At 63.8% G+C, this 26,198-nt stretch carries 23 protein-coding genes; 10 read left to right on the forward strand and 13 right to left on the reverse strand.

Features of this window, described 5'->3' with window-relative positions; all coding sequences use genetic code 11:
• Positions 1-78: 78 nt before the first annotated feature.
• Positions 79-1,755 (reverse strand): MFS transporter, encoded by a 1,677-nt coding sequence (locus tag GH665_RS29050; RefSeq protein ID WP_153140648.1) that lies wholly within the window; start codon positions 1,753-1,755, stop codon positions 79-81.
• 170 nt (positions 1,756-1,925) lie between these two features.
• A complete protein-coding gene (locus GH665_RS29055; protein WP_153140649.1) occupies positions 1,926-3,362 on the reverse strand; it encodes a sigma-54-dependent transcriptional regulator in 1,437 nt (478 codons plus the stop codon).
• A 1,241-nt stretch (positions 3,363-4,603) separates the two neighbouring features.
• On the opposite strand from GH665_RS29055, the gene GH665_RS29060 reads away from it, so the two are divergent.
• The 4 genes from GH665_RS29060 to GH665_RS29075 all read left to right on the forward strand — a co-directional run bounded on the left by GH665_RS29060 (position 4,604) and on the right by GH665_RS29075 (position 8,629).
• A complete protein-coding gene (locus GH665_RS29060) occupies positions 4,604-4,891 on the forward strand; it encodes a hypothetical protein (RefSeq protein WP_153140650.1) in 288 nt (95 codons plus the stop codon).
• 62 nt (positions 4,892-4,953) lie between these two features.
• Entirely contained in the window at positions 4,954-6,156 is a 1,203-nt protein-coding gene (locus tag GH665_RS29065; RefSeq protein ID WP_153140651.1) for a CpaE/TadZ family protein, read from the forward strand.
• A gap of 174 nt (positions 6,157-6,330) precedes the next feature.
• A complete protein-coding gene (locus GH665_RS29070; RefSeq protein ID WP_153140652.1) occupies positions 6,331-7,092 on the forward strand; it encodes a methyltransferase family protein in 762 nt (253 codons plus the stop codon).
• A 94-nt stretch (positions 7,093-7,186) separates the two neighbouring features.
• Positions 7,187-8,629 (forward strand): nicotinate phosphoribosyltransferase, encoded by a 1,443-nt coding sequence (locus tag GH665_RS29075; RefSeq protein WP_153140653.1) that lies wholly within the window; start codon positions 7,187-7,189, stop codon positions 8,627-8,629.
• 7 nt (positions 8,630-8,636) lie between these two features.
• Here GH665_RS29075 and GH665_RS29080 read toward each other — a convergent pair whose 3' ends face one another.
• The 3 genes from GH665_RS29080 to GH665_RS29090 all read right to left on the reverse strand — a co-directional run bounded on the left by GH665_RS29080 (position 8,637) and on the right by GH665_RS29090 (position 12,426).
• A complete protein-coding gene (locus GH665_RS29080; RefSeq protein ID WP_153140654.1) occupies positions 8,637-10,490 on the reverse strand; it encodes an ABC transporter ATP-binding protein/permease in 1,854 nt (617 codons plus the stop codon).
• Between the two features lies 1 nt (position 10,491).
• Complete coding sequence (locus GH665_RS29085; protein WP_153140655.1) at positions 10,492-11,367, reverse strand: extracellular solute-binding protein; 876 nt, start codon at positions 11,365-11,367, stop codon at positions 10,492-10,494.
• A gap of 87 nt (positions 11,368-11,454) precedes the next feature.
• Positions 11,455-12,426, reverse strand: coding sequence for an NHL repeat-containing protein (locus GH665_RS29090; RefSeq protein WP_246216402.1), 972 nt, complete (start codon positions 12,424-12,426; stop codon positions 11,455-11,457).
• 227 nt (positions 12,427-12,653) lie between these two features.
• Between GH665_RS29090 and GH665_RS29095 the strand changes: the two genes are divergently transcribed.
• From GH665_RS29095 to GH665_RS29105, 3 genes are all read left to right on the forward strand, one after another.
• A complete protein-coding gene (locus GH665_RS29095) occupies positions 12,654-13,142 on the forward strand; it encodes a molybdopterin-dependent oxidoreductase (protein WP_153140656.1) in 489 nt (162 codons plus the stop codon).
• A gap of 54 nt (positions 13,143-13,196) precedes the next feature.
• On the forward strand, positions 13,197-13,832 hold the full coding sequence (locus tag GH665_RS29100; RefSeq protein ID WP_153140657.1) for a nitrogen fixation protein NifQ: 636 nt from the start codon (positions 13,197-13,199) through the stop codon (positions 13,830-13,832).
• A gap of 127 nt (positions 13,833-13,959) precedes the next feature.
• Positions 13,960-14,283 carry a winged helix-turn-helix domain-containing protein gene (locus GH665_RS29105; RefSeq protein WP_153140658.1) on the forward strand — a complete coding sequence of 108 codons (324 nt, stop codon included), beginning with the start codon at positions 13,960-13,962 and terminating at the stop codon, positions 14,281-14,283.
• A 76-nt stretch (positions 14,284-14,359) separates the two neighbouring features.
• Here GH665_RS29105 and GH665_RS29110 read toward each other — a convergent pair whose 3' ends face one another.
• The 3 genes from GH665_RS29110 to GH665_RS29120 all read right to left on the reverse strand — a co-directional run bounded on the left by GH665_RS29110 (position 14,360) and on the right by GH665_RS29120 (position 17,380).
• The gene (locus tag GH665_RS29110) at positions 14,360-15,712 is read right to left on the reverse strand and encodes a DUF2325 domain-containing protein (RefSeq protein ID WP_153140659.1); all 1,353 of its coding nucleotides are present in this window, start codon (positions 15,710-15,712) and stop codon (positions 14,360-14,362) included.
• A 129-nt stretch (positions 15,713-15,841) separates the two neighbouring features.
• Positions 15,842-16,306 carry a hypothetical protein gene (locus tag GH665_RS29115; protein ID WP_246216404.1) on the reverse strand — a complete coding sequence of 155 codons (465 nt, stop codon included), beginning with the start codon at positions 16,304-16,306 and terminating at the stop codon, positions 15,842-15,844.
• Between the two features lie 198 nt (positions 16,307-16,504).
• Complete coding sequence (locus tag GH665_RS29120; RefSeq protein WP_153140660.1) at positions 16,505-17,380, reverse strand: LysR family transcriptional regulator; 876 nt, start codon at positions 17,378-17,380, stop codon at positions 16,505-16,507.
• 109 nt (positions 17,381-17,489) lie between these two features.
• On the opposite strand from GH665_RS29120, the gene GH665_RS29125 reads away from it, so the two are divergent.
• The 3 genes from GH665_RS29125 (at position 17,490) to GH665_RS29135 (ending at position 20,710) form a co-directional block, all read left to right on the forward strand.
• Positions 17,490-19,085, forward strand: coding sequence for an MFS transporter (locus GH665_RS29125; protein WP_153140661.1), 1,596 nt, complete (start codon positions 17,490-17,492; stop codon positions 19,083-19,085).
• A gap of 146 nt (positions 19,086-19,231) precedes the next feature.
• Positions 19,232-19,711: a nuclear transport factor 2 family protein gene (locus GH665_RS29130; protein WP_153140662.1), complete on the forward strand. Its 480-nt coding sequence runs from the start codon at positions 19,232-19,234 to the stop codon at positions 19,709-19,711.
• 120 nt (positions 19,712-19,831) lie between these two features.
• Positions 19,832-20,710 carry a 2OG-Fe(II) oxygenase gene (locus GH665_RS29135; protein ID WP_153140663.1) on the forward strand — a complete coding sequence of 293 codons (879 nt, stop codon included), beginning with the start codon at positions 19,832-19,834 and terminating at the stop codon, positions 20,708-20,710.
• Between the two features lie 41 nt (positions 20,711-20,751).
• On the opposite strand, the gene GH665_RS29140 is transcribed toward GH665_RS29135, so the two are convergent.
• The 5 genes from GH665_RS29140 to GH665_RS29160 all read right to left on the reverse strand — a co-directional run bounded on the left by GH665_RS29140 (position 20,752) and on the right by GH665_RS29160 (position 26,069).
• Complete coding sequence (locus GH665_RS29140; protein ID WP_153140664.1) at positions 20,752-21,396, reverse strand: cation diffusion facilitator family transporter; 645 nt, start codon at positions 21,394-21,396, stop codon at positions 20,752-20,754.
• Positions 21,397-21,690: 294 nt separating this feature from the next.
• A complete protein-coding gene (locus tag GH665_RS29145) occupies positions 21,691-22,125 on the reverse strand; it encodes a GNAT family N-acetyltransferase (protein WP_153140665.1) in 435 nt (144 codons plus the stop codon).
• 130 nt (positions 22,126-22,255) lie between these two features.
• Positions 22,256-23,695 carry an MFS transporter gene (locus tag GH665_RS29150; RefSeq protein WP_153140666.1) on the reverse strand — a complete coding sequence of 480 codons (1,440 nt, stop codon included), beginning with the start codon at positions 23,693-23,695 and terminating at the stop codon, positions 22,256-22,258.
• A 79-nt stretch (positions 23,696-23,774) separates the two neighbouring features.
• Positions 23,775-25,097, reverse strand: a complete 1,323-nt coding sequence (locus tag GH665_RS29155; RefSeq protein WP_153140667.1) for an MFS transporter — start codon at positions 25,095-25,097, stop codon at positions 23,775-23,777.
• A gap of 90 nt (positions 25,098-25,187) precedes the next feature.
• The gene (locus GH665_RS29160) at positions 25,188-26,069 is read right to left on the reverse strand and encodes an isocitrate lyase/PEP mutase family protein (protein WP_153140668.1); all 882 of its coding nucleotides are present in this window, start codon (positions 26,067-26,069) and stop codon (positions 25,188-25,190) included.
• Positions 26,070-26,198 lie beyond the last annotated feature (129 nt).

Below are 26,198 nucleotides of genomic sequence, written 5' to 3' on the forward strand. Positions count from 1 at the left end.
ACCGGTTACCAGTATGGCGGCCGGTTGACCACGACGTTTCACAGCCTTCTGAACTGTCGATGAAATAGCGCTGCCTCTCTAGGGCCCGTGTTGCGAACGGATCGTCACTGCCGCGAGCACCCCGCCGGCCAGCGCGCATACCGCCGACACCAGCGCCACCGCCCGCAGCGCCGCACCCAACGCCTCGGTCTGCGCGTGGGTCACTTCGGCATGCGAAGCGCTTTGCGTGACGCCGGAGGGCACGGAGCCCGCGTCGCTACCTGTTTGCGCCAGGCCCGTTTGGGCCAGGCGCGCCGTTTGACGTGCCGCGTCGGGCACATGCAACGCGTCGAGCCGCGCATCGAGCGCCGCGTCGTGCGACCACACGAACACGATCCCGAGCACGGCGATCGCCAGCAGACTCGCCACCCTGGCAACGGCGTTATTGATGCCTGACGCGACGCCGGTGCGCGCAGCCGATACGGAGGTCATCACGGTGGTCGTCAACGGTGCGACCGTAATCGTCATACCGAGCCCGAGCACAACGAGCGCGGGAAAGAAGCCGCGCCAGTATTCACCGCCTACCCAGGGCAGTGCGAGCATGGCAAAGCCGAGCGCCGCGATTGCGGGCCCGATGCCCAGCAGGACCCGTGCGCCATAACGGCCCGTCAGCCCGCCGGTGAAACGCGACAACACGCCGATCGTGACCGGCACCGGCAGCAGCGCGGCGCCTGCTTCCGTCGCGCTGTAGCCATAGGCGCGAATCAGCGTAAACGGCAGGAAAAACAGTGCGCCGCCCAGGCCAAAGTAGAGCAGCAGCGTGACGAGGTTCGCGCTGGCGAAGTTGCGTGAACGGAACACGTCGAGCGGCATCATCGGATTAGGGGACTTCGCTTCGAGCGCGACGAAGCCGGCCAGTACGAGCACGCCGGCGAGGATTAATGCCAGCACCCGGTGATCGCCGAAACCGCGTGCCGCGGCGATGGTCAGCCCGTAGGTCAGCCCGGCGAGTCCTGCGGTGGCTGTCACCGCGCCTCGCCAGTCGAGCCTGGGCGGCGCGTGCCCGTTGAGCGCCGCGGCGGGGCCGGATGGGTCGTCTTTGCGCCGGTTATCCGGCACGGCGATGATTGCCAGCGCGATGGTTGCGCACGCAACTGGCACGTTCAGAAAGAAAATCGCCCGCCACGAAAACGCATCGACGAGCCAGCCGCCCGCCACGGGTCCAAGCGCCGACGTGATCGCGCCGACGCCGGCCCAGGTGCCGATCGCCCGGCCGCGTTCCTTGTCGTCGAACATCGCGCCGATAATGGCAAGACTGCTCGGCACCAGCAGCGCCGCGCCGATGCCTTGCACGGCGCGCGCCGCGATCAGGGCGCGGGCGTCCGGCGCCAGGCCGCAACCAATCGAGGCCAGCGTGAACACGCCGATTCCTGCGATAAACACGGTGCGGCGGCCGAGCGTATCGCCGAGCGAGCCGCCCACCAGCACCAGCGCGCCGAGAAACAGCAGATAGGCGTTGACCACCCACTGGATGGCCGCGACGCTCGCACCCAGCTCGGTCTGGATCGAGGGTAGCGCGACGTTGACCACGGAGCTGTCGATGAACGCCATGCTCGAGCCAAGAATGGTCGCGGCAAGCACGAGCTTTTTGCGCCGGCACGGCGGACCGAGGCCGAGGGGCTGAGCGTGGATGGCAAGCGTGTCGCACGGACTCGCCTGGGCCGGGAGGGCAGAGGAAGGGCGGCGCGCAAGCGCCGGAGCGTGCTGATCGGCCAAGTCCACTCCCGGGTGGATGAACGGCTTTCAGCATAGCAACGCCAGGGGAGATCCGATAGGCGGTTACGACATCTGGCGCGCTGGACCGCGGTAACCATCATGCCCGGCGCGTCCATCGCGTCCGGCCTGGCAGTCTTGCGCAAGTTCGCCCGCTCAGGCGGCCGGCAGGGTCAAACCAGATACGGCGCCTGCCGCTCCGCCTCCTTGTCGGCATCCGTGCCGCCGTTGGCATTCGGCGCACGCCCGGTAGCCGGCTCCTGATGCAGCCGGTTCGCATGCATCAGGCGATACAGCGTGGCGCGTGAAATGCCGAGTTCGGCCGCGGCGTCGGACAATTTGTAGCCATGCCGCTGCAACGCGTGCTCGATGGCGTCCTTCTCAGCCTTGCTGCGGATCTCCGCGAGCGTCACAGCCGGCCCGCTGTCGGTTTCCGGCAAGCCGAGGTCGCTCGCCGTGATAAAGCGCCCCTCGCTCATCACCACCGCGCGCCGCACGCAGTTGATCAGCTCGCGCACATTGCCCGGCCACGGATAGTTCGACATGGCGACGATCGCGTCGCTCGACAGTCCGCGCAGTTTGCGCGCGCCGTCCTGCCGGTACATGCTGAGCGCGTAGTTGGCGAGCAGCTTGATGTCGCCGCCGCGCTCGCGCAGCGGCGGCTCGACGAGCCGCAGCACGCACAGGCGGTGGTACAGGTCGGAGCGGAAACGGCCGTCGTCGACGGCGCGGTCCAGATCGACATGGGTTGCCGAAATCACCCGCACGTCGACCTTGATCGGTCCGCTGCCGCCCAGCCGTTCGATGGTGCCTTCCTGCAGGAAACGCAGCAGGACCGCCTGGCACTCGTGCGGCATGTCGCCGATTTCGTCCAGAAACAGGGTGCCCTCGTTGGCGCTTTCGATCCGGCCGATTTTGCGTTGCAACGCGCCCGTAAAGGCGCCGCGTTCGTGGCCGAACAATTCGGCTTGCAGCAGGCTCGGCGGAATCGCGGCGCAATTAATCGCGACGAACGCCCGGCCCGCGCGCGGCGAGCGCTCGTGAATCGCACGCGCGGTCAGTTCCTTGCCGGTGCCCGATTCGCCGGCGACGAACACCGGCGCATCGGTCACGCCGCATTTGTCGATCCGGCGGTACAACTGCTGCATCGCCTCGCATTGTCCGACCATGCCGTGCCGGCCGAGCGAGGGTTCCGTTGCGACCGGCGCGTGCCTGAGGCTCGACAGTCCGTGCGCATGCCCGAGCGCGAACACCAGCCGTTCGTTCAACCACGGCCGGGTCACGAAATCGAAGCAGTAATCGAGGATAAAGCGGCTAACCAGTTCGTTTTCCGACTGGCCCGGCGCGATTTGCGCGACCCAATTGGTTTCGACGCGCCGCATGCAGGAAGCCAGAGCCGACAAGTATTGGGAGGTGCAGTCCGTGGGCAATTCGACGAGGCCGACCTTGATATTGGCGCGCTCGATCATGCGCTCGGCGATCGCCGTGCTTTTGGCGTGTACCGCTTGCCAGCCCGATGCGGCCAGGAAGTGGGCGAGGTTCTGATCGGGCGCGCTCGACACGTACAGAACGGTGCGTTCGGTGTCGACAGGCGTGCTAGTCGTATTCATATAACCCCCGGATCGTTGCTTCTCTCAGAACGGCTTTCGACGAATTGGACAGACCGGCAATGGCAAATTCACGGTAGCGGCAATGACGGGGGTTTGAAGCGGCGTGAGCCGCAGGGCGCTGCATTTCGGACAGGCAGCAGAATAAGTGTTCACCGCTGAAACTGCCTGACTATTTCATCCCCGAATCACAAAAAGCCGTTTATTACCTCGGCGGCCTGACACAGGCGCTCTAGGTGGCGCATGGCCTAACGATATGCGAAAGCGCTTTGGAGCGCCATACAAACAATTCTGGATCAGGAAACGTTTTTCGCACCGGGACGTATCGGCTTGCCGTTCAAAAATAGCAGGTCAACCCCGGCTGTGCGTGTAAGACCACATAGCGACCGCAAATCTCATGCTGTTAATCATGCAATAAATGACGCGTTGCCGAATTACCAGGCATTACCGCGTCTCAAGCTTGCGACATTTTGGGCAGCTACCGTGAAAGCCGTTTCGTGGCCCGAAGCATCGGCATATTTGACCGGGGCACGCCGCAAAGCGCGGCCGGAGAGGGACCGACAAAAAGTGCGCCGATGCCCTGCGCAGGTAGATCCTTCCGCCTTGCGTTAGCGATTGAATCCAGCGCGTGTCAAATCCGAATCAACGTGTACCGCGAGGCCCGGCCCGGCGCGGTGCATTGCAGCAAATTCTCCATCCAGCAAGGGATTGATGATGCATGGCACAGCCATTGCAATAGGAGTCTCACAAGCAGATTCATTGCCGCCTGGCTCCGGATGCACGGGGAAACAGCAGATGGAGCCCGGCGGCAAAACTTGTCTTCGTAAGCGCGGCCGGGGAAGCCAATGTGTCTTACGAGGGTGCGGCGGGGCCACTGAAAAACGGACGTCAAAAAAACGGGGCGAATGAGCGGTACGAAGTATCGGTCATTCCGTCACCGGACGACGTGAAGCATTGACCTCGCCACTTTATCCGTCAAATGGGACGGATTTGAAGTGAACGGTCGAGGCTGATCGTCATAACGACAGATACCGTGCTCGGGCAGATCTCGAGCACGCGATGCACAGAACAGGGAAGGGGCAGCGCACGGTCCGTACAGCCGGCGCGACGAAGCGGGGAGGAATGGCCTGAGTCTCCACAGAGGGGCACACGCTACGAGGAGAACTGGGCGCCGTGCCCGCGCATTCGGGCGGGCACGGCTTACCTGGAGATGGCCTTGCAATGGCTCTTCATTCGGGGGTGTCATGAAAACGATCAGCAAGCCGGCCGCATTGCGGCTGAATCACCAGAACACGGCGCGCGGCGCCGGTTTCTTCTACTCGCGTCACTTTGCGCAACAGCAGTCATTGGTCGCCGCGCCGTCGGCCGATCTGCTCACGCTGGTGATCGCCGAGGCAATCAAACGCAAGGCTCAGGCCGAGATTCAGCGCGACGTGTTGCGCGAAGCGATCTATGAAATTCCGGTTTTGCCCGAACGGGATCACGATCGGGGCGCAGCCATCTACCCAGCCGATCCCGACGACTACGTCTGAACGCGCAGAGTGATTGACGTGGCCTTACCCACTGGAAGGCTTCAGTTCGGCGGAGGCCCGACATGATCGACATCTTTCTGATTTCGTCCAGCGCGGAGCGCGCGCCGCATATCGTCGCGCGCCTCGAAGAAAGCGGCGTGGTATTTCGTTTGCGCACCGCTTATGGCACGGCGCGGCAATTGCGCGTACATGCCCGTGAAATCAGGAGCGCCGATCTGCTGATTGTCGACGACGTCGATCTGAGCGCGCGCGAGTTGCACGGCGTTGAAGAGGCGCTGGCCTGCTCGCCCGCGTTGTATTGCATGCTGGTCACGCCAGCGCCGTCCGCGGCCTTGCTGACCGCGGCAATGCGCGTCGGGGTGCGGCACGTGCTGTCATGGCCGCTGGACGCGTATGAGATTGCCGCGGCGCTCACGCATATCGCCGGGAAGAAAAGCGTGGGCGTGCGCCGTGCCGGGCGGATCGTGTCACTGACATCGTGCAAGGGCGGCAGCGGCACGACGCTGATCGCCGTGAATCTCGCCTGGTCGCTGGCTGCGCAGCGTAACAGACGCGTGCTGCTGATCGATCTCAGTCAGCAATTCGCCGACGCGAGCCTGCTCCTCGCCGACAAGCCGCCACCGGTGACGCTCGCCGATCTATGCTTGCAGGTTGACCGTCTGGACGCCGCGTTGCTGGACGCCTGCGTGATGCACGTACACGCGAACCTCGACGTGCTGGCGGGGGCCGGCGACCCGCTCAAGGCGGCCGCGATGCTGCCCTCGCAACTGGAGCAGATTCTCGCGCTGGTGCGCGAGCGCTACGACGCGGTCCTGATCGACATCGGCCAGAGTATCAATCCGCTGACGATCCATGCGCTCGATCACAGCGATGCGATCTGCATGATCGTGCGGCAAAATCCGCTTTACCTGCACGGCGGCCGCCGGATGCTCGATATTTTCAAGGAACTGGGCTATCCGCCCAGCAAGGTGCGGGTCGTGGTGAATCAATACGACAAGAACGCTCGCATCAATCTGCCGACACTCGAACAGACTCTCGGCGCGAAGGTCGCGCACCAGCTTTCGCGTGACGACAAGCAGGTCAACGAGGCGCTCAATCGCGGCGTGCCGCTCGTCACCACCGCCCACGACAGCGCGCTGGCGCGCGGTATCTGCCTGCTCGCCGACATGCTGTGGCCCGCCATTGCCGAGCCCCGCAAAGGCATGCTCGGCCGCTTGTTCGCTGCGCGGCCGAACGTGCCGCCGCAATTGAAGCCGGGCCACTGACCCGATCCGATCGCTGAAACCCGCACGCCCGGCCTGAATCCGGGCGCGTGTGGCATGACGCATGGCATGATATGGACATCGGCCCGTTGCGACTGCTACGCTGCGGCACGGGTGGACCAGAAATCTTCATGCAGAAGACTTGAAAAATAATTCGCAGATCGAAGTGAGTGACGCATGACAGAAACCACACGCTCGCGGGAAGTCGATAGAGAGGGTTCTCTCGAGAATGCTGCGAACAGCGAGCCGGCGAGCGCGGCAGCTCGCGTCGGCGGTGAGGGCAGCGGTGAAGACGGCGGCGAAGGCAGCGCGGTGGCGGCCGGCGGCTGGCGCGAGGCGACGGTCGAAATCGCCGCGCGTGTCGCCGCGGGGTTCATGCTGAGCATTTTTACCTATGCGGCGGTCAGGCAATGGCTTGTTGCGCCCACCCGTATCACCTTGTTGCTGCTCGTGGTGAGCGCGTTCATGACTCTCGGCCTGTCGCTGTTTGCGCGGGTGCCCAGCAAACGTGACTGGACGCCTTTTGCGTTCATCTGCTCGGTAGGCGGAACATTCTATTTTCTGGCCGTGCGGCTGTCGCCGGGAACCCAGCTCATTCCGGAACTGGCCGGTGCGTCATTGCAGTTGCTGGGGATCATCTGGCAGATGTTTGCGAAGGTGTCGCTGAGCAGGTCCTTTGGCATCTTGCCCGCCAATCGCGGGGTGATCTCCCACGGCGCTTACCGGTTCATGCGTCACCCCATGTACCTGGGGTATTTCCTGACGGATATCGGGTTTTTGCTGGCGAACTTCGGGATTCAGAACGTGATTGTCTACGGATGCCAGTTTGCGTTGCAGATTGGCCGCATTGTGCGGGAGGAACGGCTCCTGTCCGAAGACGAGCGGTATCGGGCGTACAGGGGTAAGGTGCGGTTCCGCGTGATTCCGGGCGTGTTTTGACGATGTATGGTGTAGTTCGGGCTACGGCATAAGCGGCAAAATACCCGGCCGGCCCGATTACCCTTGAGAGCGCCGCGTCAGCGCAACGTCACCCATGCAAAGCGATATCAACCCGTTCAACGACATGGCGTCGATCCTGTCCAATCCGATCCTCAACACGGATTCATACAAGGCGTCGCACTATCTGCAATATCCGCCCGAGGCGTCGGCGATGTTTTCATACATCGAGTCGCGTGGCGGCCGCTATGACAGCACGCTGTTCTTCGGCCTGCAGATGCTGATCAAGGAGTATCTGTGCCGCCCGATTACGGCGGCCATGATCGACCAGGCGAAGGCGTTTTTCACGGCGCACGGCGAGCCGTTCAACGAAGCCGGCTGGCGTTACATCGTCGAGCATCGCGGCGGTTATCTGCCGGTGCGGATTCGCGCGGTGCCGGAAGGCTCGGTCGTGCCCACGCACAATGTGCTGATGACGGTCGAGTGCGACGATCCGCAGGTGTTCTGGCTGGCCTCGTATCTGGAAACCATGCTGCTGCGCGTGTGGTATCCGATCACGGTCGCGACGCAAAGCTGGCATCTGCGCAAAACGATCCGCGCCTGGCTGGAGAAAAGTAGCGACGACCTCACGCAATTGCCGTTCAAGCTGCACGATTTCGGCGCGCGCGGCGTGTCGAGCGCGGAATCGGCGGCGATCGGCGGTTCCGCGCATCTCGTCAGTTTCATGGGTTCGGATACGGTGCTCGGCGTGCTTGCCGCGAACCACTACTACAACGAGCCGATGGCGGCGTTCTCGGTGCCGGCCGCCGAGCACAGCACGATCACGTCATGGGGGCGCGAGCGTGAAACCGACGCCTTCCGCAACATGATCGCGAAGTTCGGCAAGCCGGGGGCGATCGTTTCGGTGGTATCCGATTCCTACGACCTGTTTTCCGCGCTCAAGGTATGGGGCACGGAGTTGAAGCAGGCGGTGCTCGACTCGGGCGGCACGCTGGTGATCCGGCCGGATTCCGGCGATCCGCTGACGATAGTTCTGCAGACCATGCAGGCGCTCGAGGCCTCGTTCGGTTCGGCGGTGAACGGTAAGGGGCGGCGCGTGCTCAATAACGTCCGCGTGATTCAGGGCGACGGTGTGAATCCGGACTCGATCGAAGCGATCCTTGCGGGCATGGATCAGGCTGGCTTTGCCGCGGACAACATCGTGTTCGGCATGGGCGGTGCGTTGTTGCAGCAGATCAACCGCGATACGCAGCGGTTCGCCATGAAGTGTTCGGCCATCCGGCATGGCGATGAATGGCACGACGTCCACAAGGATCCGGTTACGGATGCCGGCAAGCGGTCGATGAAAGGGCGGCTTACCTTGCTGCAGAATCGTCACACCGGCGAGTATCGAACGGCGACGCTGCCGGTGGCGTGGGGCGAGCGCACTGTTGAAGGCGAATGGGACGAGGCGCTCGTCACCGTTTTCGATTCAGGAAAACTGCTGGTGGATATGGCGTTTTCCGATGTCAGGAAGCGGGCTCACGCGGGCGAGAATTAGCCGCGGGTCAACTGAGCTTCCAGACCGACACACCGGCGTCGTCAATATCGATCCGGCAGGGGCTTCCTTCGCGCAGGCGGGTATCCTCGTTGGCGATATCGAACCGTACCCCCGCGATATTCAGCCTGACATACCGCTCGCCGCGCCGTAATTCGACCGCCTCGACCACGCCGGCATGCGCACCGTTGGGACAAAGATGCACGGCGTGGGACGAGATGCGCCACATCACGCGTTGCCCAGCGGAAATGGCTAGGTCGCTGTCGCCCGTTGCGATTGTCAAACCATTGCCGATCTCGATCCGACCCGGGGCGCTCATCGAACCCTCGCCGACATTGTGCAAGCCAAGCAGTTCGGCGACCCGCATCGAAGCCGGCTGTTCGAATACCGTGGCGATGGAGCCTGCCTGCAACACGCGGCCCTGTTCGACCACCAGCACTTCGTCGGCGAGGAGAGCCGCTTCGTCGGGATCGTGCGTGACGATGATGGTCACCGCGGCTATCTCGCGCTGCAAGGCTCGCAACGACTGCTGCAAACGCCGCCGCCGCGGCGTATCGAGCGCCGCGAACGGCTCATCGAACAGCAACAATTCGCTATGACGCGTGAGCGCCCGGGCCAGCGCCACACGCTGCCGCTGACCGAACGACAACTGATGCGGCAAGCGCGCGACCAGTTGCGCGAGGCCCAGATGATCGAGCCAGTAGCGCGCGCTGGCGGCATCGGCGTCGACCGGAAACGCGAGTTGCTGCGCGACCGTCATGTGCGGAAACAGACCGTAGTCTTGCGGCATATAACCGATCTGGCGGCGCTCGGGCGGCAGCGGGCTCAAATCGGTTGCGCCGAGCCGGACGGAACAGGATGCGTTGGATTCGAGCCCTGCAATCAGGCGCAATGCCAGCGATTTGCCCGAGCCCGACGGTCCGATGATCGCCAGCCGCCGCGTCGCGGGTGTCCATGCGATGTCGAGTTCGAACGCGCCCAGGCGGCGTTGCAAATGAAAGGTGAGACGCCGGCCGGTGGTCTCGCCCCGGCTGGCGGTGAGATCCGTGCCGGGCTCCGGCGCGTCGTCGCCGTTTTCGGTTTGTTCGAGCGCGGATTTCTGCCGAAGGCTATAGATCGACAGCGCCGCGCAAACAATCGCAATGGCGAGCGTTGGCAGCAGCAGGGGCATCATCGCCGGCAGACCCTGGCCGCCGAATACGACGTACGTATACACCGGCAGCGAGTACGGGTGATAGGCCACCATCACCGTCGCGCCGAATTCGCCGAACGCACGCAGCCAGGCGAGCGCTAGTCCTGCACGAATCGCCGGCCACGCGACCGGCAACATCACGCGGAAAAAGCGGCTGCCCGCATGGTGACCGAGCGTGGCGGCCACGTCGTCGAGCACCGGGTCCACGGCGGCAAACGCCGATTTCGCGGCGATGATCAGGAAGGGCGCGGCCACGAAGACTTCCGCGAGCACGATGCCGGCAAACGAATCCGTCAGCGCCCCGTTTGTGAACTGGCCGACCCAGCTATACGGGCCGAGCAGAAACAGCAGCAGCACGCCGCTCGTGAGCGGCGGCAAGGCGAGCGGCAACTGCACGACGAAGCCGAGCAGCGCCATCTTGCGCGAGTTCGAACGTGCCAGCAGATAGCCGAGCGGCACGCCGCCGAGCAGAATCACGAGCGAGGCCACACTGGCGCTCGCCGCCGAGATGCCGACCGCCGACCACACCGCGCGCCAGTCGACATTCGGCCAGTCGGCCGCGCCGAGTTGCGGCACGCTCGCGACAAACGGCGCGCACAGATAGACGGCAAGCAGCGCCGCCAGCCACAGCAGCGGTCGCGCGGCGGACCGGTTTACCGCCTGTTTTGCCACCTTACTGTGCAGCGTCGATCACGGCCTGGACCGAAGGCGGCATTCCTTGTACATCGCCGGTAATGGTCGGTTTGATCACATCGACGCCGTGTTGCTTGAGCAGCGCGCGGCCTTGCGCGCTCAGCAGGAAGTCGACGAAGCTGCTCGCGCCGTCACGGTTCGGGGCGTCGCTCAGAATCGTCAGCGTGTAGCTTGCTTTAGCCTGCAATTCGGGCGCCGGACGGAGCGCCGGAATTTTCAGGTCGGAGGTTTCGGTCGAGTAGAAGAAGCCGGCGTCGAGCTGACCGGATTGCAGGCGGCCCACCAGCGTTTCTTCAGGCAAAACCTGAGCGGGGTTCTCCGCGTCGCCCAGCGTTTTTTCGACGAGATCCGGTTGATGGTAGAGCGCCGCGGCCTTCGTCATCATCTCGACGGTGAAGGCGCCCTTCGGATCCAGCTTCGGATCAGTACGGCCGATGCGGATGCCCGGTTCCTGCAGCACCTGGTCCCAGCGCTTGCTCCTGAAGTCCGCCGCGAATTTGCTTTGCGGGTTGTAGCCGATCATCAGCGGCGATTCGGCGAAGTTCACATACCACGTCACATGATTGCCGTTCGCCTCGCCCATCAGGCTGGTATTCACCTTCGGGCTGGCGCTGATGAATACGTCGCCGCGCCGCAGTTTGCCCTTGATTTCGTTGGCGATCTTGTTCGAGCCCGCTGCATAGCCACGGAAATGCTGGCCGGTCGCCTTTTCAAAGGCGGGGCCGACGCTGCGCTCCATCAGATTGACGAGCGAACCGGCGTACAGCACGTTGACCGTATTGTCCTGCGCGAAGGCGGGTGCGGCCGTCACCACGCCGGTGACGACAACGAAAGATGCCAGCAGCTTGCGAATCATGCGATTAACCCCGATGCGTTATTAAGAGCGATATATTACGACGTCATCGCCTTGCGTTGTGCGTCGTTGCGCGTCTGGTCCGCTCAATTAATTGAGCGGGAAAGTCCGCACGTAGCTGGTGCCGCCCGTGCTGCCGGCGCGGTCGACGGCGTATAGCAGGTGCCGCGGCGCATCGACGGCCACGCCACGAGCGTCCTGAAAGTCGTTTGCAAGCAGGCTGGTGGTGCCGTCCGGCGCGATCCGGCAGAGGCCGCTCGTGTTGCACTTGGTGTAGAGGGTGCCGCTCGCGTCGACGGCCATCAGGTCGGGACTGTTGATCTGCACGAGCGTCGCGCCAGGTGCGACCGCCTGCGATCCGGCGAGCAGCGCACTCAGGCTCGATTTGACGATGTTGTTGTTTGCCTGGTCGGAGACATACACGGTATCGCCCGACACGGCCACGCCGACCGGCTTGCCGAGGCCTGTCAGCAGGTCGCGCTCGACGGCGGTATGCGCGTTCGGGTCGTAAGTGATTAGGCTCAGGCCGCCTTGTGGCGGCGCGCTGCCGTTTTTGATAAACCACGTGGACAGCAGCCGGTTCGACCCGATCGAGATGAGCCCGAGGCGGCGGCGTGCCGGATTGGGGCCGCTCAGCGGCGCAATCGTGTCCGCACCCGTGATGCTGAATACCGCGCTCGCGGTGCCGAAGCCGAAGCGTTCGATCATCAGCGTGCCGGCATCGGCAAAGCTCAACTGGCTCAGGCTGTTCGCCTGGCCGGCCACGACCGGCACGGTGGCGTAGTGAGAAAAGGTGTGGCCGTCGGGGGAGGACAGTACGCCGTTGGTCTGGTCGTCGGTGATAAAGACGGCGCCGTCGGCCGCGCGTACCGCGATGCCGTTTGGCGCGGCGCTGACGGCGATACGTTGCGGAACAGCCGCGACGTCGTCGCCGCCGCAGCCCGCTAGCGACGCGATCAGACCACAACTGACGAGGGCGAAGCGGGTGGTGCGTAACAGAGGCGAGAAGCGTGTAGAGAAGCAGGACGAGAAGCGTGACGCGAAGCGGCTAGAGAGGCGCATGTAATCTCCTGAGCGGCCGGATCGAAGGCCGGCCGCGAAGCCGGCTGGTCGACGCGAGCCGTGAATTTTTATAGGAGTGGATGACGTCGGCGAAATGGTCGATATGCCTGGCGATATAGTGCGTATCGATGCATTTTTGCGCCATGGCGATCATCGCAGCGTAATATACACACGGACATAACGAACGAACAAGCCGCTCAGACACGAAATGCTGGAGATAAGCGCTTATGGATAGTGTGAATGTGATTGCCGCGCCTGCCGTCGAAAGCGCGCTCGTCCTGTGCGGACGATTCCAGCGCCTGTTGTCTTTCGACCTCGAGCGGCTCAAGGCGTACGAAAGCGTGCTGTCCACGCCGTTCGACCTGCGCTGCTATACGACGAACCGTTTCATCCGCAGTGTCGAGCCATACCGCGGCGTGCGTTTGACGACCCTGCTCTCGGAAGCGGGCCTGCCGAACGAGGTGCCGGGCGAGTTCAAGCGTACGGTATTCGTGGCCGTGGGACACGATGGTTACGTTGTGACGTTTTCATGGCACGAGTTGTTCAACACCCCGATCGGCGAGAACGTGCTGGTCGCATACGAATGCGGCGGCCGCGCGCTCGACGCCGAAGACGGCGCGCCGATTCTGTTTTCCGGCTCGGACATTCTGCCCGCCCCACGCCACGTCAAACGTCTCGCCCGTATCGAGGCGCATGTTTTGAGGCCGTTGGGGTAGGCGATCTGGGCGACTGGCGTAACATGATCCGTTGCCCATCATTGCGTTACTGCCATGCCTGACGAACCGCTTTCGCCTGCTGTTGGAGGTGCCGTGCCCGGCGCCGCGCCGCTGCGTACACCGCTCGATGAGCCGGTTGCCGAGCGCACGGCCAGGTGGCTGGCTGGGGCGACGGACGCCGCCTCGCCCGATACACAACTGTTCGCCAGACTGATTGCCGTGCGCGACGTGCGTGACGAACTTGCGTTGCTGGGCTTGCCGCAGCCGGCATGGCGCGCGCTAGTGGCGCGGCACTTCGCGCATGCGCCCGCGCTTGTGCCGCTGTCTGCGTTGCCACCTGTGGACACCGGCGAACACGCGGCATTCGTCGACACGTTGCGCGCGCTCCTGTTCACGTATGCCAGCGCCACCGTCGATGCGGACGACGCCCACTGTCTTGCTTCGATCATCGCGCACGCATGCCTGCGGCCCGATCACCTGTGGCGTGACCTCGGTCTTGCGGGCCGCGAAGAGGTCACCTGGATGCTGACGCGTTATTTCCCGAAGCTCGTCGGTTTGAATGTCGACAATCTGCGCTGGAAGAAATTCCTTGCCCAGCAACGCGCGCTTTCGCTAGGGCTTGAGCCCGGCCCGGCTCCCGGTTGTCCGGGTTGCGAAGACTACGGGCATTGCTTTCCCGGCCGCCATTGAAGGCCGTTTAGCCTGGGTGGCAGGGCGAGGCGGTTCGTGTATCCTTTCGCGCATGGCTGATACCGCGAAAACCAAACCAAGACCCGCCACGAAATCCGCGAAACCGCGCCCCGAAGTGCGCTTCAGAATGCGCATTCTGAGCGGCGACGCCGTTGCGCTCGGGCCAGGCAAAGTCGAACTGCTCGAAGCTGTGCGCGAATACGGCTCGATCTCGGCGGCGGCGCGCAGTCTCGGCATGTCGTACCGGCGCGCGTGGCTGCTGATCGACGAGTTGAACCGCTCGCTCAAAGTGCCCGCTACCCATTCGGAGCAGGGAGGTCAGAGCGGCGGCGGCTGCACGTTGACGCCGGTGGGCGAAGACATCATTCGTCTGTACCGCGAGGTCGAAATCGAGGCGCAACGAAGCTGCACAAAACAGATCGCCGAGTTGACCCGGCTGATTCGCCCGTGAGCTGCGAAGTGTCTTCCGGCTCAGTGTCCGGGGTTTAAGCGTAAGCGGCTGGTGACTACCTCTCGCCACCGGCAACTCAGCTGTGGCGCAGGCAAAACGCCGAAGGCGGCGGATTACCCAACTGGGCAAGATGTTCGGGCCGCAGCCGGTCCACCAATTCGACGAAGCTCGCCACGCTCGCCGTGCGCAACGGGTAGTAGTCGATCTGGTGGCGCTCACATACCCGCTTGAGCGTAGTCATCGAATCGTGATCGACGCAGTCCACCGGAAACACGACGATATCCGCACCCGGCAACGCAGCGGCAAGCAAACCCTTGCGATCTTCCACGCCGCCGTCATGCACCACGAAATCACCGCCGGCGGCTTCCACCAGCCGCTTGAGCGCGGCATTCGAGCCGGGGCGGCCACCTACATACATGACCCGTTTGCCGCGTACGCTATCAAGGCTCGCTTGCCGCGTCCGGGCGGCGCCATGGGCGTGGGCGGCATCCACCGTAGCGCGCTCCAGTGCATCACATTCGCTTTGCACCAGTTTGAGGAGCGCTAGCGCCTGATCGTGGCTCTTGCGTAACGCGAGCGCCGCGCCTTGCTCCTGCAGTACCCGCTGTTCCGCGGCCTCACGGCGGCTGGTATGCAGGGCCACCCGCTGGTCGGTGTCGGCCAGTTTGTCGCGCAGCCGGGATACTTCGGCTTCGAGATCCGTGGGGTCCGTCGGCGTTTGGCGCGCGGCAAGCGCGGTGAGCTGCGCGATCTGCTCATTGAGCGCGGCGATCGACGCATCGCGCTGCATGCTGATTTCATGCAAACGGGCTTGCTGCCGTTCGATTTTCTCTTTCAATTCGGCGTTCTCCGCTTCGAGTGCAACCAGCCTGCGGATGTCCGCGCGATTCGCCGCGCCGACCAGATGCGACAGCATGTGCAGTTCGCCGAACGCTTTCTGGCGCACGTGCAGGTTCGCATACGGATGCGTCATCAATGCCCAGTAAGTCGGTGGAATGTCGCCGTTTTTCAGCGCTTCGTCCCAGAGCTTCTGCAGTTCGACCTCGTCGGTGGCTTTGTCGAAGCGGCGGATCGCGGCCGCATAGTGCTCGTCGAGCAACTTGTGCAGGGCTTTGGCGCCCGCGCCGCCATCGATCGCGAGTTCGACCGCCGAGTGATGAATCTCCAGATCGCTCGCGTCCCGGCTGTCGAGGGTAGTGAATTTAGGCACCAGCTTGCGCAGATCATGCGTGCTGAGACAGGTGCCGATGATCGAACAATGCAGTTGGCCGTCGAGCTCGGCGAGGCGCGCGCGCCGTTTGGTGTTCGAGAACGACGCCTTGGCGGGCGTGCAGCACGGATCGGCCGCGCGCAAGCCGGTCCCGGCCAGTTCGTCGCTGGACAGCTTGAGACGCGAGGGTTGAGCAAGGCGAAACGGGGGCGTGTGCATGAGGACCTCGAATCCGGTTCTGGCGTCAGGCTGACTGAGCATGCGTGCTCGACATGCACGTCACGCACGGCAAGCAAGCGTCGCTTTCGATATATTCGAAAAGATATAACGCCGGGCAAATAAAAACGTTCATGTGTGGCTATGGCGATCCAGCACGTGCCCGACGCACAGGCCGATAAAGGCTGTGTCGAGCCGTTCGAGTTCCGCTACCACCTTGCGCAACGCGGCCAGATCGTTGCTATAGGCGTCCGAGAAAATCGCGTCGCGAAGCTGCTCGGCCGAGCGCGCCTCTTCAATCGACGCTTTCAGCTCGCGCAGGCGGACGAACGCCGCCGCCCTGGCCTCTTCGGCGAGGATCGAGAGCAACTGGTTCAATGAGTGCGAACCCGAGGTGCCCACCGAGGCGAAGTTCAGGCGATCGTCCGTCAGCATCGACACGAAGCGCTGCACGCTGCCATAAAGGCGCCGGTAAGCATCCACGACATCCCGGATCAACTCGGCGCGGCCTCGTTCGGACGCCGACTTGACCGCAACAATGGTCGACGAAAGCCCCTTCGGAACGCGTCCCGAAGGATTGGGCGAGGTGGACCGCACTATCGGTCGCGAGGTGGATGGCGCTGCGGGTCCCGCTGTAAGTTGCGCTGTAACTGGATTACGCACCGCTGCTGGCTCCTGCTGGCTTGTTTCGCTTCATCGTGGGCGGGCGACAGGCGAGTCGCCGCGCTTCACGAAGCATACCGTGATATTCGACAGGATATAACGAAAGGCCGCGCGAGTGTTGCAGAGGCGGTCTTATCCGCTGCGCGCAAACTCGAGAAAGGCCCGCACGGCAGGCGCCCGTTCGAATTTTCGGAAGGCAAGAGCGATTTCCGAGGCGATCGGCTTGCCGGCGATATTCCGGTACACAACGCCCGGCAAGGTGATGCATCCGGCCAGCGTATGCGGTACGACCGCGACATTGCCGCCAAGCGATACGCATGCCAGCACCGCGGCGAGTGTGCCGGGACGTGGCCCGAGCCGCGGCGAAAAACGCCCGCGCCGCGCGACTTCGAAGGTGCCGGATTCCTGTTCCGGCAGAACAAAACACTGGTCGTGCAGGTGCGCAGGTTTAACCGTCGGCGAGCCGGCCAGCGCGGAATTTTCCGGCAGCGCGAGGACGAAGGTATCGCGGTGCACGGTGCTTGACTGAATGCCCTCGACGAGCGGCATCGGCGGGCGCACGTAGGCTGCGTCGAGCAGGCCGTCGCGCAGCATCCCGGCCGCGCCGTCCATCGGCACCTCGCGAATCGACACATCGACGCTCGCATAGCGGGCGCGAAAGCCGCTGACCGCCCGCTGCAATACGCCGGCATAGGCCGCCGAAGCGACATAGCCGATTTCGATCCGGCCCAGTTCGCCGCGCTCGGCGAGAATCGCACGCTCTTCGCCGCGCGCGAGGTGGCCGAGCGCGCTGATTGCTTCGGCGAGGTAGGCGCTGCCTGCCGCACTCAATGCCACCGAGCGCTTGGTGCGGTGAAAGAGGCGCACGCCGAGCAGCCGTTCGGCTTCCTGAATCAGCTTGGTCAGCGACGGCGCCGCGATGTCCAGTTCCTCCGCCGCGCGGGAGAAGTGCAGATGCTTCGCGACGCAGACAAATGCATGAATATGGCGGAGTTCGAGTTTTCGCATGGCTTTCAGTATTTCCAATGCAGCTAATTATTCTGTGATTTTATGCCAATGACAGGCAATAGCTGCGTGGCTACCATCGAAACACTTCGATTCGACTCCACCCGCCTGTATGCCATCTCCGTCCTCCCGTTCCGCACTGCGCACGCAGCCGTCGAACCCAACAGGCGCAAAACCTGTCAACCCCGCATTTGTGCTGGCCACCGCCTCGGCGACCTGTGCGCTGATCGTTCTCGATACCAATGTCGTGGCCGTTTCCCTGCCGTCGATCGCACGCTCGTTTCACGCGAGTTTCGCCGCTGTCGAATGGGTGGTCAGCGCCTATATGGTCGCGTTCGCCGCATGCCTGCTGCCCGCCGGCGGCCTGGCCGATCGGGTCGGCCGCAAGCGCATGCTGTTGCTCGGGCTCGCGGTGTTCTTCCTCGCGTCGCTGGGGTGTGGCGTGGCGCCATCGGCCGCCATGCTGAACGTGGCGCGCGCGGTCAAGGGCGTCGGCGCCGCGATGCTGCTCACCGCGGCGCTCGCCGTGATCGCCAACACCTTCCACGAAGGTCCCGCGCGTGTGCGCGCATGGGCCGTCTGGGGAACCTGCATGGGTCTCGCGACGACGGTCGCGCCGCTCGTCGGCGGCGTGATTACCCAATGGCTCGGCTGGCGCTGGATCTTTCTGCTCAATCTGCCGGTATGTGCGGTGCTTGCGTGGTGCGCGTCACGCTCGATTCGCGAGTCGCGCAATCCCACCCCCGGTCCACTCGACGCCGCCGGCGGCATTCTGTTCGGTCTGGCGCTCGCGCTCGGCATCTGGGCGCTGATCGAGGTGCCGACCGATGGGCTCGCGAGCTGGACAACGGGTGCGAGATTGGCGGCATGCGCGCTGTTGTTCGGCGCATTCATTCAGGTGCAACGCGTGCGGGCGCATGCGATGGTCGACCTTGCGCTGTTCCGCCAGTCGCGCTTTGTCGCCGCCGTGCTCGCTATGTTCGGCTATGCCGCTTGCGCGCAGGTGATGATGACGTTCCTGCCGCTGTACCTGCAGAACGCCTTCGGCCTGTCGGCGGTGATGGCGGGCGTCGGCATGCTGCCGTTCGCGCTGGCGATGGTGCTCGGGCCGTACATCGGCGCGCTGCTCGCGAGGCGCTTGCCGGGCATGGCCTTGCTGTCGGCCGGGCTGGTGCTGATCGCGGCCGGCAATCTGCTGACGGCGTGGGTCGCGGGCGACTCGAGCTATGCGTTAGTGGCGCTTGGCATGGTCGTGACAGGACTCGGCGCGGGGATCATGAATGGCGACACGCAGAAGGCCATCATGGCTTGCGTGCCGCCGGACCGAACCGGCATGGCCTCGGGTATCAGCACGACCACGCGCTTCACGGCGATCGTGAGCTCGGTGGGGGTGCTGGGTGCGGTGCTCGCAGCCCGCACGCACACGGCGTTCGTGGCCGGCATCCCCATGACGCCTGAAGTCGGAGCCGCACTCGACTCGGGGTTCATGTCGCGTGTGCTGGCGGGCGATATGGCCCAGGCCACCGCGCATCTGCCGCCCGGGTTGCGGATCGCGTTGGTATCGGCCGCGCACGCGAGCTTTGCCAGCGGCTTTGCCGCGGCGCTTGCCGTGGCGGGCGCGATGGCGGTGGCGAGCGCGGCGGGAATCTGGGTGCTGGGTCGCGGGAGCGATGCAGTGCGGGTGGGCGGAACCGCCTCGAATGGCTAGGTTGTGCCGCCTGGTCTGTAATACCCCGGCCGCGCCGTTTTCCGCTATCGTGTGCTGCCTGCGCGCGCTCAAGTCCTGGTGCGCGCTCCTTTCCAGGTCGTCTCCACGGCCGGCAACGCATCAGCACAAGAAATGAGCCATCTCAAATGAGCCATCTCAATACCGAACTGATCGAGCGTTTTTACACCGCGTTCCAGCAGCGCGATGCCGACACCATGGCCGCCTGCTACGCCGACGACGTGGTCTTCAGCGATCCGGCCTTTGGCGAGCTGCGCGGCGAAGAGGCGCGCGATATGTGGCGCATGCTGGTGGCGCGGGCGCAGGATTTCTCGCTGACGTTCGACGGCGTCGAAGCCGATGAGCACAATGGCCGCGCTCACTGGGTGGCCCGTTACACTTTCAGTCAGACAGGCCGCACGGTGGTCAACCGTATCGACGCCCGCTTCAGGTTTCGCGAGGGCCGCATCATCGAACATCGCGATGCGTTCGACCTTTGGCGGTGGACCCGTCAGGCTTTAGGCGTCAAGGGTGTGCTGCTCGGCTGGACTCCTTTCGTGCAGCGCGCAATCAGGGCACAGGCAAGAAAAGGCCTCGATCTGTATCGCCGCAGACAGCGCAGCGCGTAAGAGACCAACCGGAGACCAGCCGGAGATCAACCGGAGGTCAACCCGCTTCGTTCCATCCAGTCTTGCTATGCCCCGGCCAGTTGATGCAGTATTTCGTGATATGAACAAGCGGGGAATGCTATGCCGGTAGTGGATGCGTCGTGGGAAGCGTGGCTGAGCAGCAATGTGGCGCGCGGTTGCAGCATCGACTCGATGATCGACGCGATGGTGCAGGCCGGCTTCGCCACGGAAGCCGCGCGCGCGGAAGTGCACAGGGCGTTCGGCAAGGACCCGGTTGACGCAGGGGGCTCGCCGCTGGGTGCGACCGAGGCCGCGCTGGCGAAAGCCGCGCCGCAAACCTACCAGTACGACACGCCGCCGGTTGCGCGCGGCAATGTGATCCGCGCGCACGATCGCGACGTCCGCGTGCTGATGCGTTGCGAGCGGCCGCAGGTGATCGTGTTCGCGGATGTGCTGTCGCCTGAAGAATGCAACGAGATGATCGAACGCTCGCGGCACCGGTTGAAGCGCTCGACTACGGTCAATCCCGCCACCGGCAAGGAAGACGTGATCCGCAACCGCACCAGCGAAGGCATCTGGTACCAGCGCGGGGAAGACGCGTTCATCGAGCGGCTGGACCGGCGCATAGCGAGTCTGATGAACTGGCCGGTTGAAAACGGCGAGGGACTGCAGATTCTTCATTACGGCACGACCGGCGAATATCGTCCGCACTTCGATTATTTCCCGCCCGATCAGGCCGGCAGCGCGGTCCATACCGCGCAGGGCGGCCAGCGCGTGGCGACCCTCGTGATCTATCTGAACGACGTGCCCGACGGCGGCGAAACGATTTTCCCGGAAGCGGGAATGTCGGTTGCGGCGCGACAAGGCGGCGCGGTGTATTTCCGCTATATGAACGGCCAGCGCCAACTCGATCCGCTGACCTTGCACGGCGGTGCGCCGGTGCTCGGCGGCGACAAATGGATCATGACGAAGTGGATGCGCGAGCGCGCCTACGGCTGACGCGCAAGCAATGCAATGCGGGCGGGGCGCGATTTTTGCAGCTATTCGGCCGCGTGACGCGCGGCGGCTCGTCCCGCTGCGCCCGCTGACAATTGCTTCAATGCGCTGCGCGCGCTGACGAAGCCCATACGCATGATCATCAGGCCGATCGCCGCGCCGGCCACGTGGTCGAGCATCGGCATCCCCGCCATGCTGCCGGCCACGCCGAGGGTCGCGACCAGTGCCGACACCGCATCCATGCGCGCATGCCATGCACTTGCCAGCAGAATCGCCGAGCCGGTGCGCCGGCCTTCGGCGCGCATGTAGTGGAACAGCGTCTCTTTGGCGATCGTGACGAATCCGCTGACGGCGAGCGCGCAGACTTGCATCGCCGTGCTGGGGTTCAAGGTGGCGGTTTGTCCGATGCTGTGCCAGAGCATTTCGGCTGCCGTGAGAATCAGCAGGGCGGCGATGAAGAGCGAAGCCACGGCTTGCGACGCGTTGCCGTCTCCTTCGCGGCGTGCGGTGCTCAGGTTTTTGGTGCTCAGGACCAATACCACGAGCACGACACCGTCGGCGACCAGGTCGCTCAAGGTGTGGATGCCGTCCGCAACCAGGCCGTCCGAATGAGCGGTCAGGCCGATGGCGATCTGCATCGCCATGAGAAAGGCGTTGAGCAGCGCGCTGGCGGAGGCGGCTTTAAGCAAGACAGCCGCCTTTTATGGCGCGGCTGTGACGGTCGCTGTCTCGCACGGCGGAAGACTGTGGCATTGGGTCGGGACGCTTTATGTTGTCGCAGGAAATTACCTGTCGAACGTGGCGTCCAGATGACAGTGCCGCAAGCGCTATAAGCGCTCGGATGCGTTCTGTTTGCCCGGATCTGGGCGAGTGGGGTGCCCGGCCTCAGTGCGCCGGGCGGAACGGGGGCCAAGCACGGACCAAGCGCTTACCAGGCATGGACCAGGCGCGCGCGGACCGGCGCCCGGCCGCCCGCGCTTCGCTCAAGCAGTCTTGTAAACGTCCGGATTGTGCAATTCCATATAACGCTCCGGCGTCGTCAGTCCTTTGAAGCCGTGCGGCTCGTAGACGTGGTGAGCGTCGGTCGTGACCAGCACGATCCGGCGCAAACCGGTCAACTGTGGGCTGGCAAATACGTGCTTCATCAACGCCGAAGCGTATCCCTTGCCGCGGTAGGCCGGCAGCACGAAGACGTCGCACAGGTAGGCGAAGGTCGCCTGATCGGTGATCAGGCGGGCAAACGCGATCTGCCTGCCTTCGATATACGCGCCGAAACAGAGCGAGCCCGCCATCGCCCGGTCGAACGTCTCACGTGGCATGCCCTTCGCCCATGGGGTCTGCTGGGAGAGGAACGCATAGACCATCTCGATGTCGAGATCGGCCTTGTTGTTTGAAATTGTCAGCTCGTTCGCTAGCACCGCGTCTCTCCGCCTGTTCTGGTTAAGCAATCAAAGGAAGCAGCGCCGGCAGGGCAGCGTGGTTTCTCTTTACGTTTCTATTTACGTTTTTATTCACGCTTCCATTGCCGCTTCACGGCCCGCGTAGTCGTCAGCTTTTCGCCGGGCCCTCGACGCCGCGTGAGCCGCCGCCAATGCTCTGTCCTGCGTTGCGCGCGAGGCCCAGGTAACCGGTCACGGACACCAGCGTCAGCACGCCGGCAAACAGAAACGCCAGGCGGAAATCGTCCAGCGTGAAGACGTGGCCGGTTGTCTCGCCATTGAAGACCGCTGCCGCGCGCAACGAAACGGCGCCGAAGGCAATGCCCAGACCGATCGTCATCTGGGCGGCGGCGCTCCATAGCGTGCTGGCCGCGCTCATCTGCGGTTGTGAGACGTCGGCGTAGGCGAGCGTGGCAAGCGTCGAGAATTGCATCGAGCGCGCCACGCCGTAAATGAACACGACGAACAACACCAGCACGAGCGGCACGTTCGGCGTCAGCAGCCCGCAGGCAATGATGAAAATGCCGGCCACCGTCACGTCGATAATCGACACCATGCGGAAACCATAGCGTTGCAGGATGCGAGTGGTCAGTGCCTTCATGCCGAGATTGCCGAGCGCGCTCGCGAGCAACAGCAGGCCCGACTTGAACGCCGACAAGCCGAAACCCACCTGGAACAGCAGCGGCATCAGATACGGCACCGCGCCAATGCCGATGCGGGTGAACGAACCGGTAACCACCGTCACGGAAAAAGTCGGGATTTTCAGCGTGGAGACGTCGATCAGCGGATGCGGGTGACGTTTCGCATGCTGGAACGCCAGCACGCCCATCAACAAGCCGCCGAGGATGACCGCGCCGGCCACCCAGGGATTCTCGCCGGGCTGGCTCGCCAGTTCAGCGCCGTACAGGATCGCCGTCAGCGTGGTGGCGCTCAGCAGGAGTCCGACGACGTCGAGCGGTTTGCGTTCGGTGCCGCGCAGGTTAGGCACCAGCGCGAGCGCAATGGCCATTGCGGCCAGACCGAACGGCACGTTCAACAGAAAGATCCAGCGCCAGTTCGCATACGTGGTGATGAAGCCGCCCACCGGCGGCCCGATCACCGGCGCGGCAATCGCCGGCCATGTGATGGTCGAGATCGCCTGCATCATGCGGCTCTTCTCCGTACTGCGGACCACGATCAGGCGGCCGACCGGCACCATCATCGCGCCGCCCATGCCTTGCAGCAGCCGTGCGGCCGTAAATTCGGCCACGTTCTGCGACAAGCCGCACAACACCGAAGCCACCGTGAACACGCCGATCGCGCTGAAGAACACCGTGCGCGAGCCGCAGCGGTCGGCAACCCAGCCGCTAACCGGGATGAAAATCGCCAGCGCCAGCATATAGGCCGTCATGCCCAGACTCAAGCTGTTCGGTCCGACGCCGAACGAGTGCGCCATCTGCGGCAGCGCTGTCGCGATCACCGTGGTGTCGAGATACTCCATGAAGAAGGTGGCGGCCACGATGTACGGCAGCCAGCCGACGTGCGAATTGCGTGCGCCACCGCCGGTCATGGGGTCTTCCTCATCGCACCGCGTGTGGATTCGCTGACGCCGCCGGCGTGCCGGCGCGTACTCAGAGTGCGTGTTGACTTCATGTTTTTGCGACTACCTTTCGAAAACGTGTTTCCGGCATCCGTATATAGACAATCAACGAGATCGCAGCCCATACGGTGACGTACCAGTAGAAATATGACTCATGGCCGCTAGCCTTGAATCGTAACGCAACAAACTCGGTCGTACCTCCGAGGATCGCAGTGGTCAGCGCATAAGGCAAGCCGACGGCGAGCGCGCGGATGCGTGCCGGAAACAGTTCGGTCTTCGCCAGCATGTGAACGGACGTAAAGCCGCTCAGCATGACGAGCCCTGCGAATGACAGCGCGAACGCGACGAACGGGTCTTTGGTGTGGCTCAGCACGGTGAAGAGCGGCACCGAAAACAGCGTGCAGCACAGGCCGAAGCAGATCAGCACGGGGCGCCGCCCGAACACATCGGACGCGAGGCCGAACAGCGGTTGCAAGGGCATATAGAGCAGCAGTGCCGCCGCGGATATGAAGGTCGAGCTTTCCTTGCTGAGCCCGACCGAGTTGACCAGGAACTTCTGCATATACACCGTGTACGTATAGAACGCGACGGTGCCGCCTACCGTGATGCCGATGGCCTGCGCGATCTGCCGCCGATGCTGCCACATCTCCTGCGCGACCGACGGTCCGGGCTGCCGCCTGCTCTGCGCGAACGCTTCGGTTTCGGTCACGTTGCGGCGCATATACAGCGCGAAGAGCGCGAGCGCGCCGCCGATCACGAATGGAATGCGCCAGCCCCACGCCTCGATCTGCTGGGCGCTCAGCAGCCAGCGCTGCATCACCAGCATCAGCGCCAGCGCGCATAACTGCCCGGCCACCACGCTGACCTGAAGAAAGCCGAGATAGAAACCGCGCCGGTTTTCCGGTGCGATTTCGCTCAGGTAGGTCGCGCTCGTGCCGTATTCGCCCCCCATGCTCAGGCCTTGCAGCAGACGCGCGAAAATCAGCACGATCGGCGCGAATACGCCGATCGTCGCGTAACCCGGGGTGAGCGCGATCATCAGGGAGCCGACGCACATCGCCAGCACCGAACCGGTCAGCGCGGATTTACGGCCGCGCTTGTCGGCATACAGTCCGATCAGCCAGCTACCCACCGGACGCGCGATATAACCGACTGCCGCGATCGCCGCGGTGTTCATCAGTTGCACGGTCGGTTTGTCGCTGGGGAAAAACGAGTTCGCGAAGTAGATCGAGAAAATGCTGTACGCGAGAAAGTCGTACCACTCGATCAGATTGCCGGCGAGGCCGCCGACAATCGAGCGAATCCGCGGCCGCGCGGCAGTATTAACCGTATCAATGCCGTGCTCGCGGCTCGTGTCGGGGGCGCTGGACATCGGGTCTCCTGGTTTCCGGTTGTTCCGGTTGTTCTGGTTGGAATGGATCCGCGCGGCATCCGCGCGGGGTCTGCGCGCTGTCTATGCAGCTCAATCCTTCGCCGCGTATTCCTTGTCGAGCTTGTCGTACAGCGGTTTATTCACGAGGCGCTGGCGTTCGCTGAACGGCGCGACCAGCGTAGCGTCTTCATCGAGGCGGCCGTTGCTCTTCAATGTGCCGAGCGCGCGCTGCATGCCGAGCACCGCGCCTTGCAGCGCCGCGTTTGCGTACAGCACGATGCCGTAGCCGAGTTTGGCGAGCGCTTCACGCGATTGCACAGGCGTCTTGCCGCCGATCACGATGTTGATCAGTTGCGGCTTGTCGAACAGTCCTGGAAGGCGCTCGATGTCGGCGAGCGATTCGGTTGCTTCGATAAACAGAATGTCCGCACCGGCTTCGATAAAACGTTGACCACGTTCGATCGCGTCTTCAATGCCGTGGACTGCGGCCGCGTCGGTGCGCGCCATGATCTGCAGATTGCCGTCTTCGCGGGCGTCAACAGCCGCGCGGATCTTGCCGACCATTTCGCTCGTGCTGACGACTTCCTTGCCGGCGAAGTGGCCGCATTTCTTCGGCATGATCTGGTCCTCGAACTGGATCACGTCGGCGCCGCTGCGCTCGAGCACGCGCACGGTCTGGCGTACGTTCAGTGCGTTGCCGAAGCCGGTGTCGGCGTCGACGATCAGCGGCAGGGCAACGGCGTCGCGAATCCGCGCGCAATGCTCGGCGACTTCGGCGAGGCCAATGAAGCCGAGATCGGGCAGTCCGAGCGACATGTTGGTGACGCCTGCGCCCGTGATGTAAATCGCTTCGAAGCCGGCGTCCTCGATCACGCGTGCGCTCATCGCGTTGAAGGCGCCCGGCACGAGGAGGCCCTGGCGTTGGTTGACTTTGGCGCGGAAGGCGGCGCGGCGGGTGGCGGAAATGCTCATGGCGGTGTGTCTCCAGATGGGAAGTAAGTGATAGAAGCTCGGACTGACTCCGCAGGAACCATGCCATTCGCGGGGTCTCAGAATTAATGCCGAACAATCAGTAGCTTAGGCTGAGCGGCAGCAGCGGCT

The sequence above is a fragment of the Paraburkholderia agricolaris genome, assembly GCF_009455635.1.
In the GTDB taxonomy this organism is placed as follows: Bacteria; Pseudomonadota; Gammaproteobacteria; order Burkholderiales; family Burkholderiaceae; genus Paraburkholderia; species Paraburkholderia agricolaris.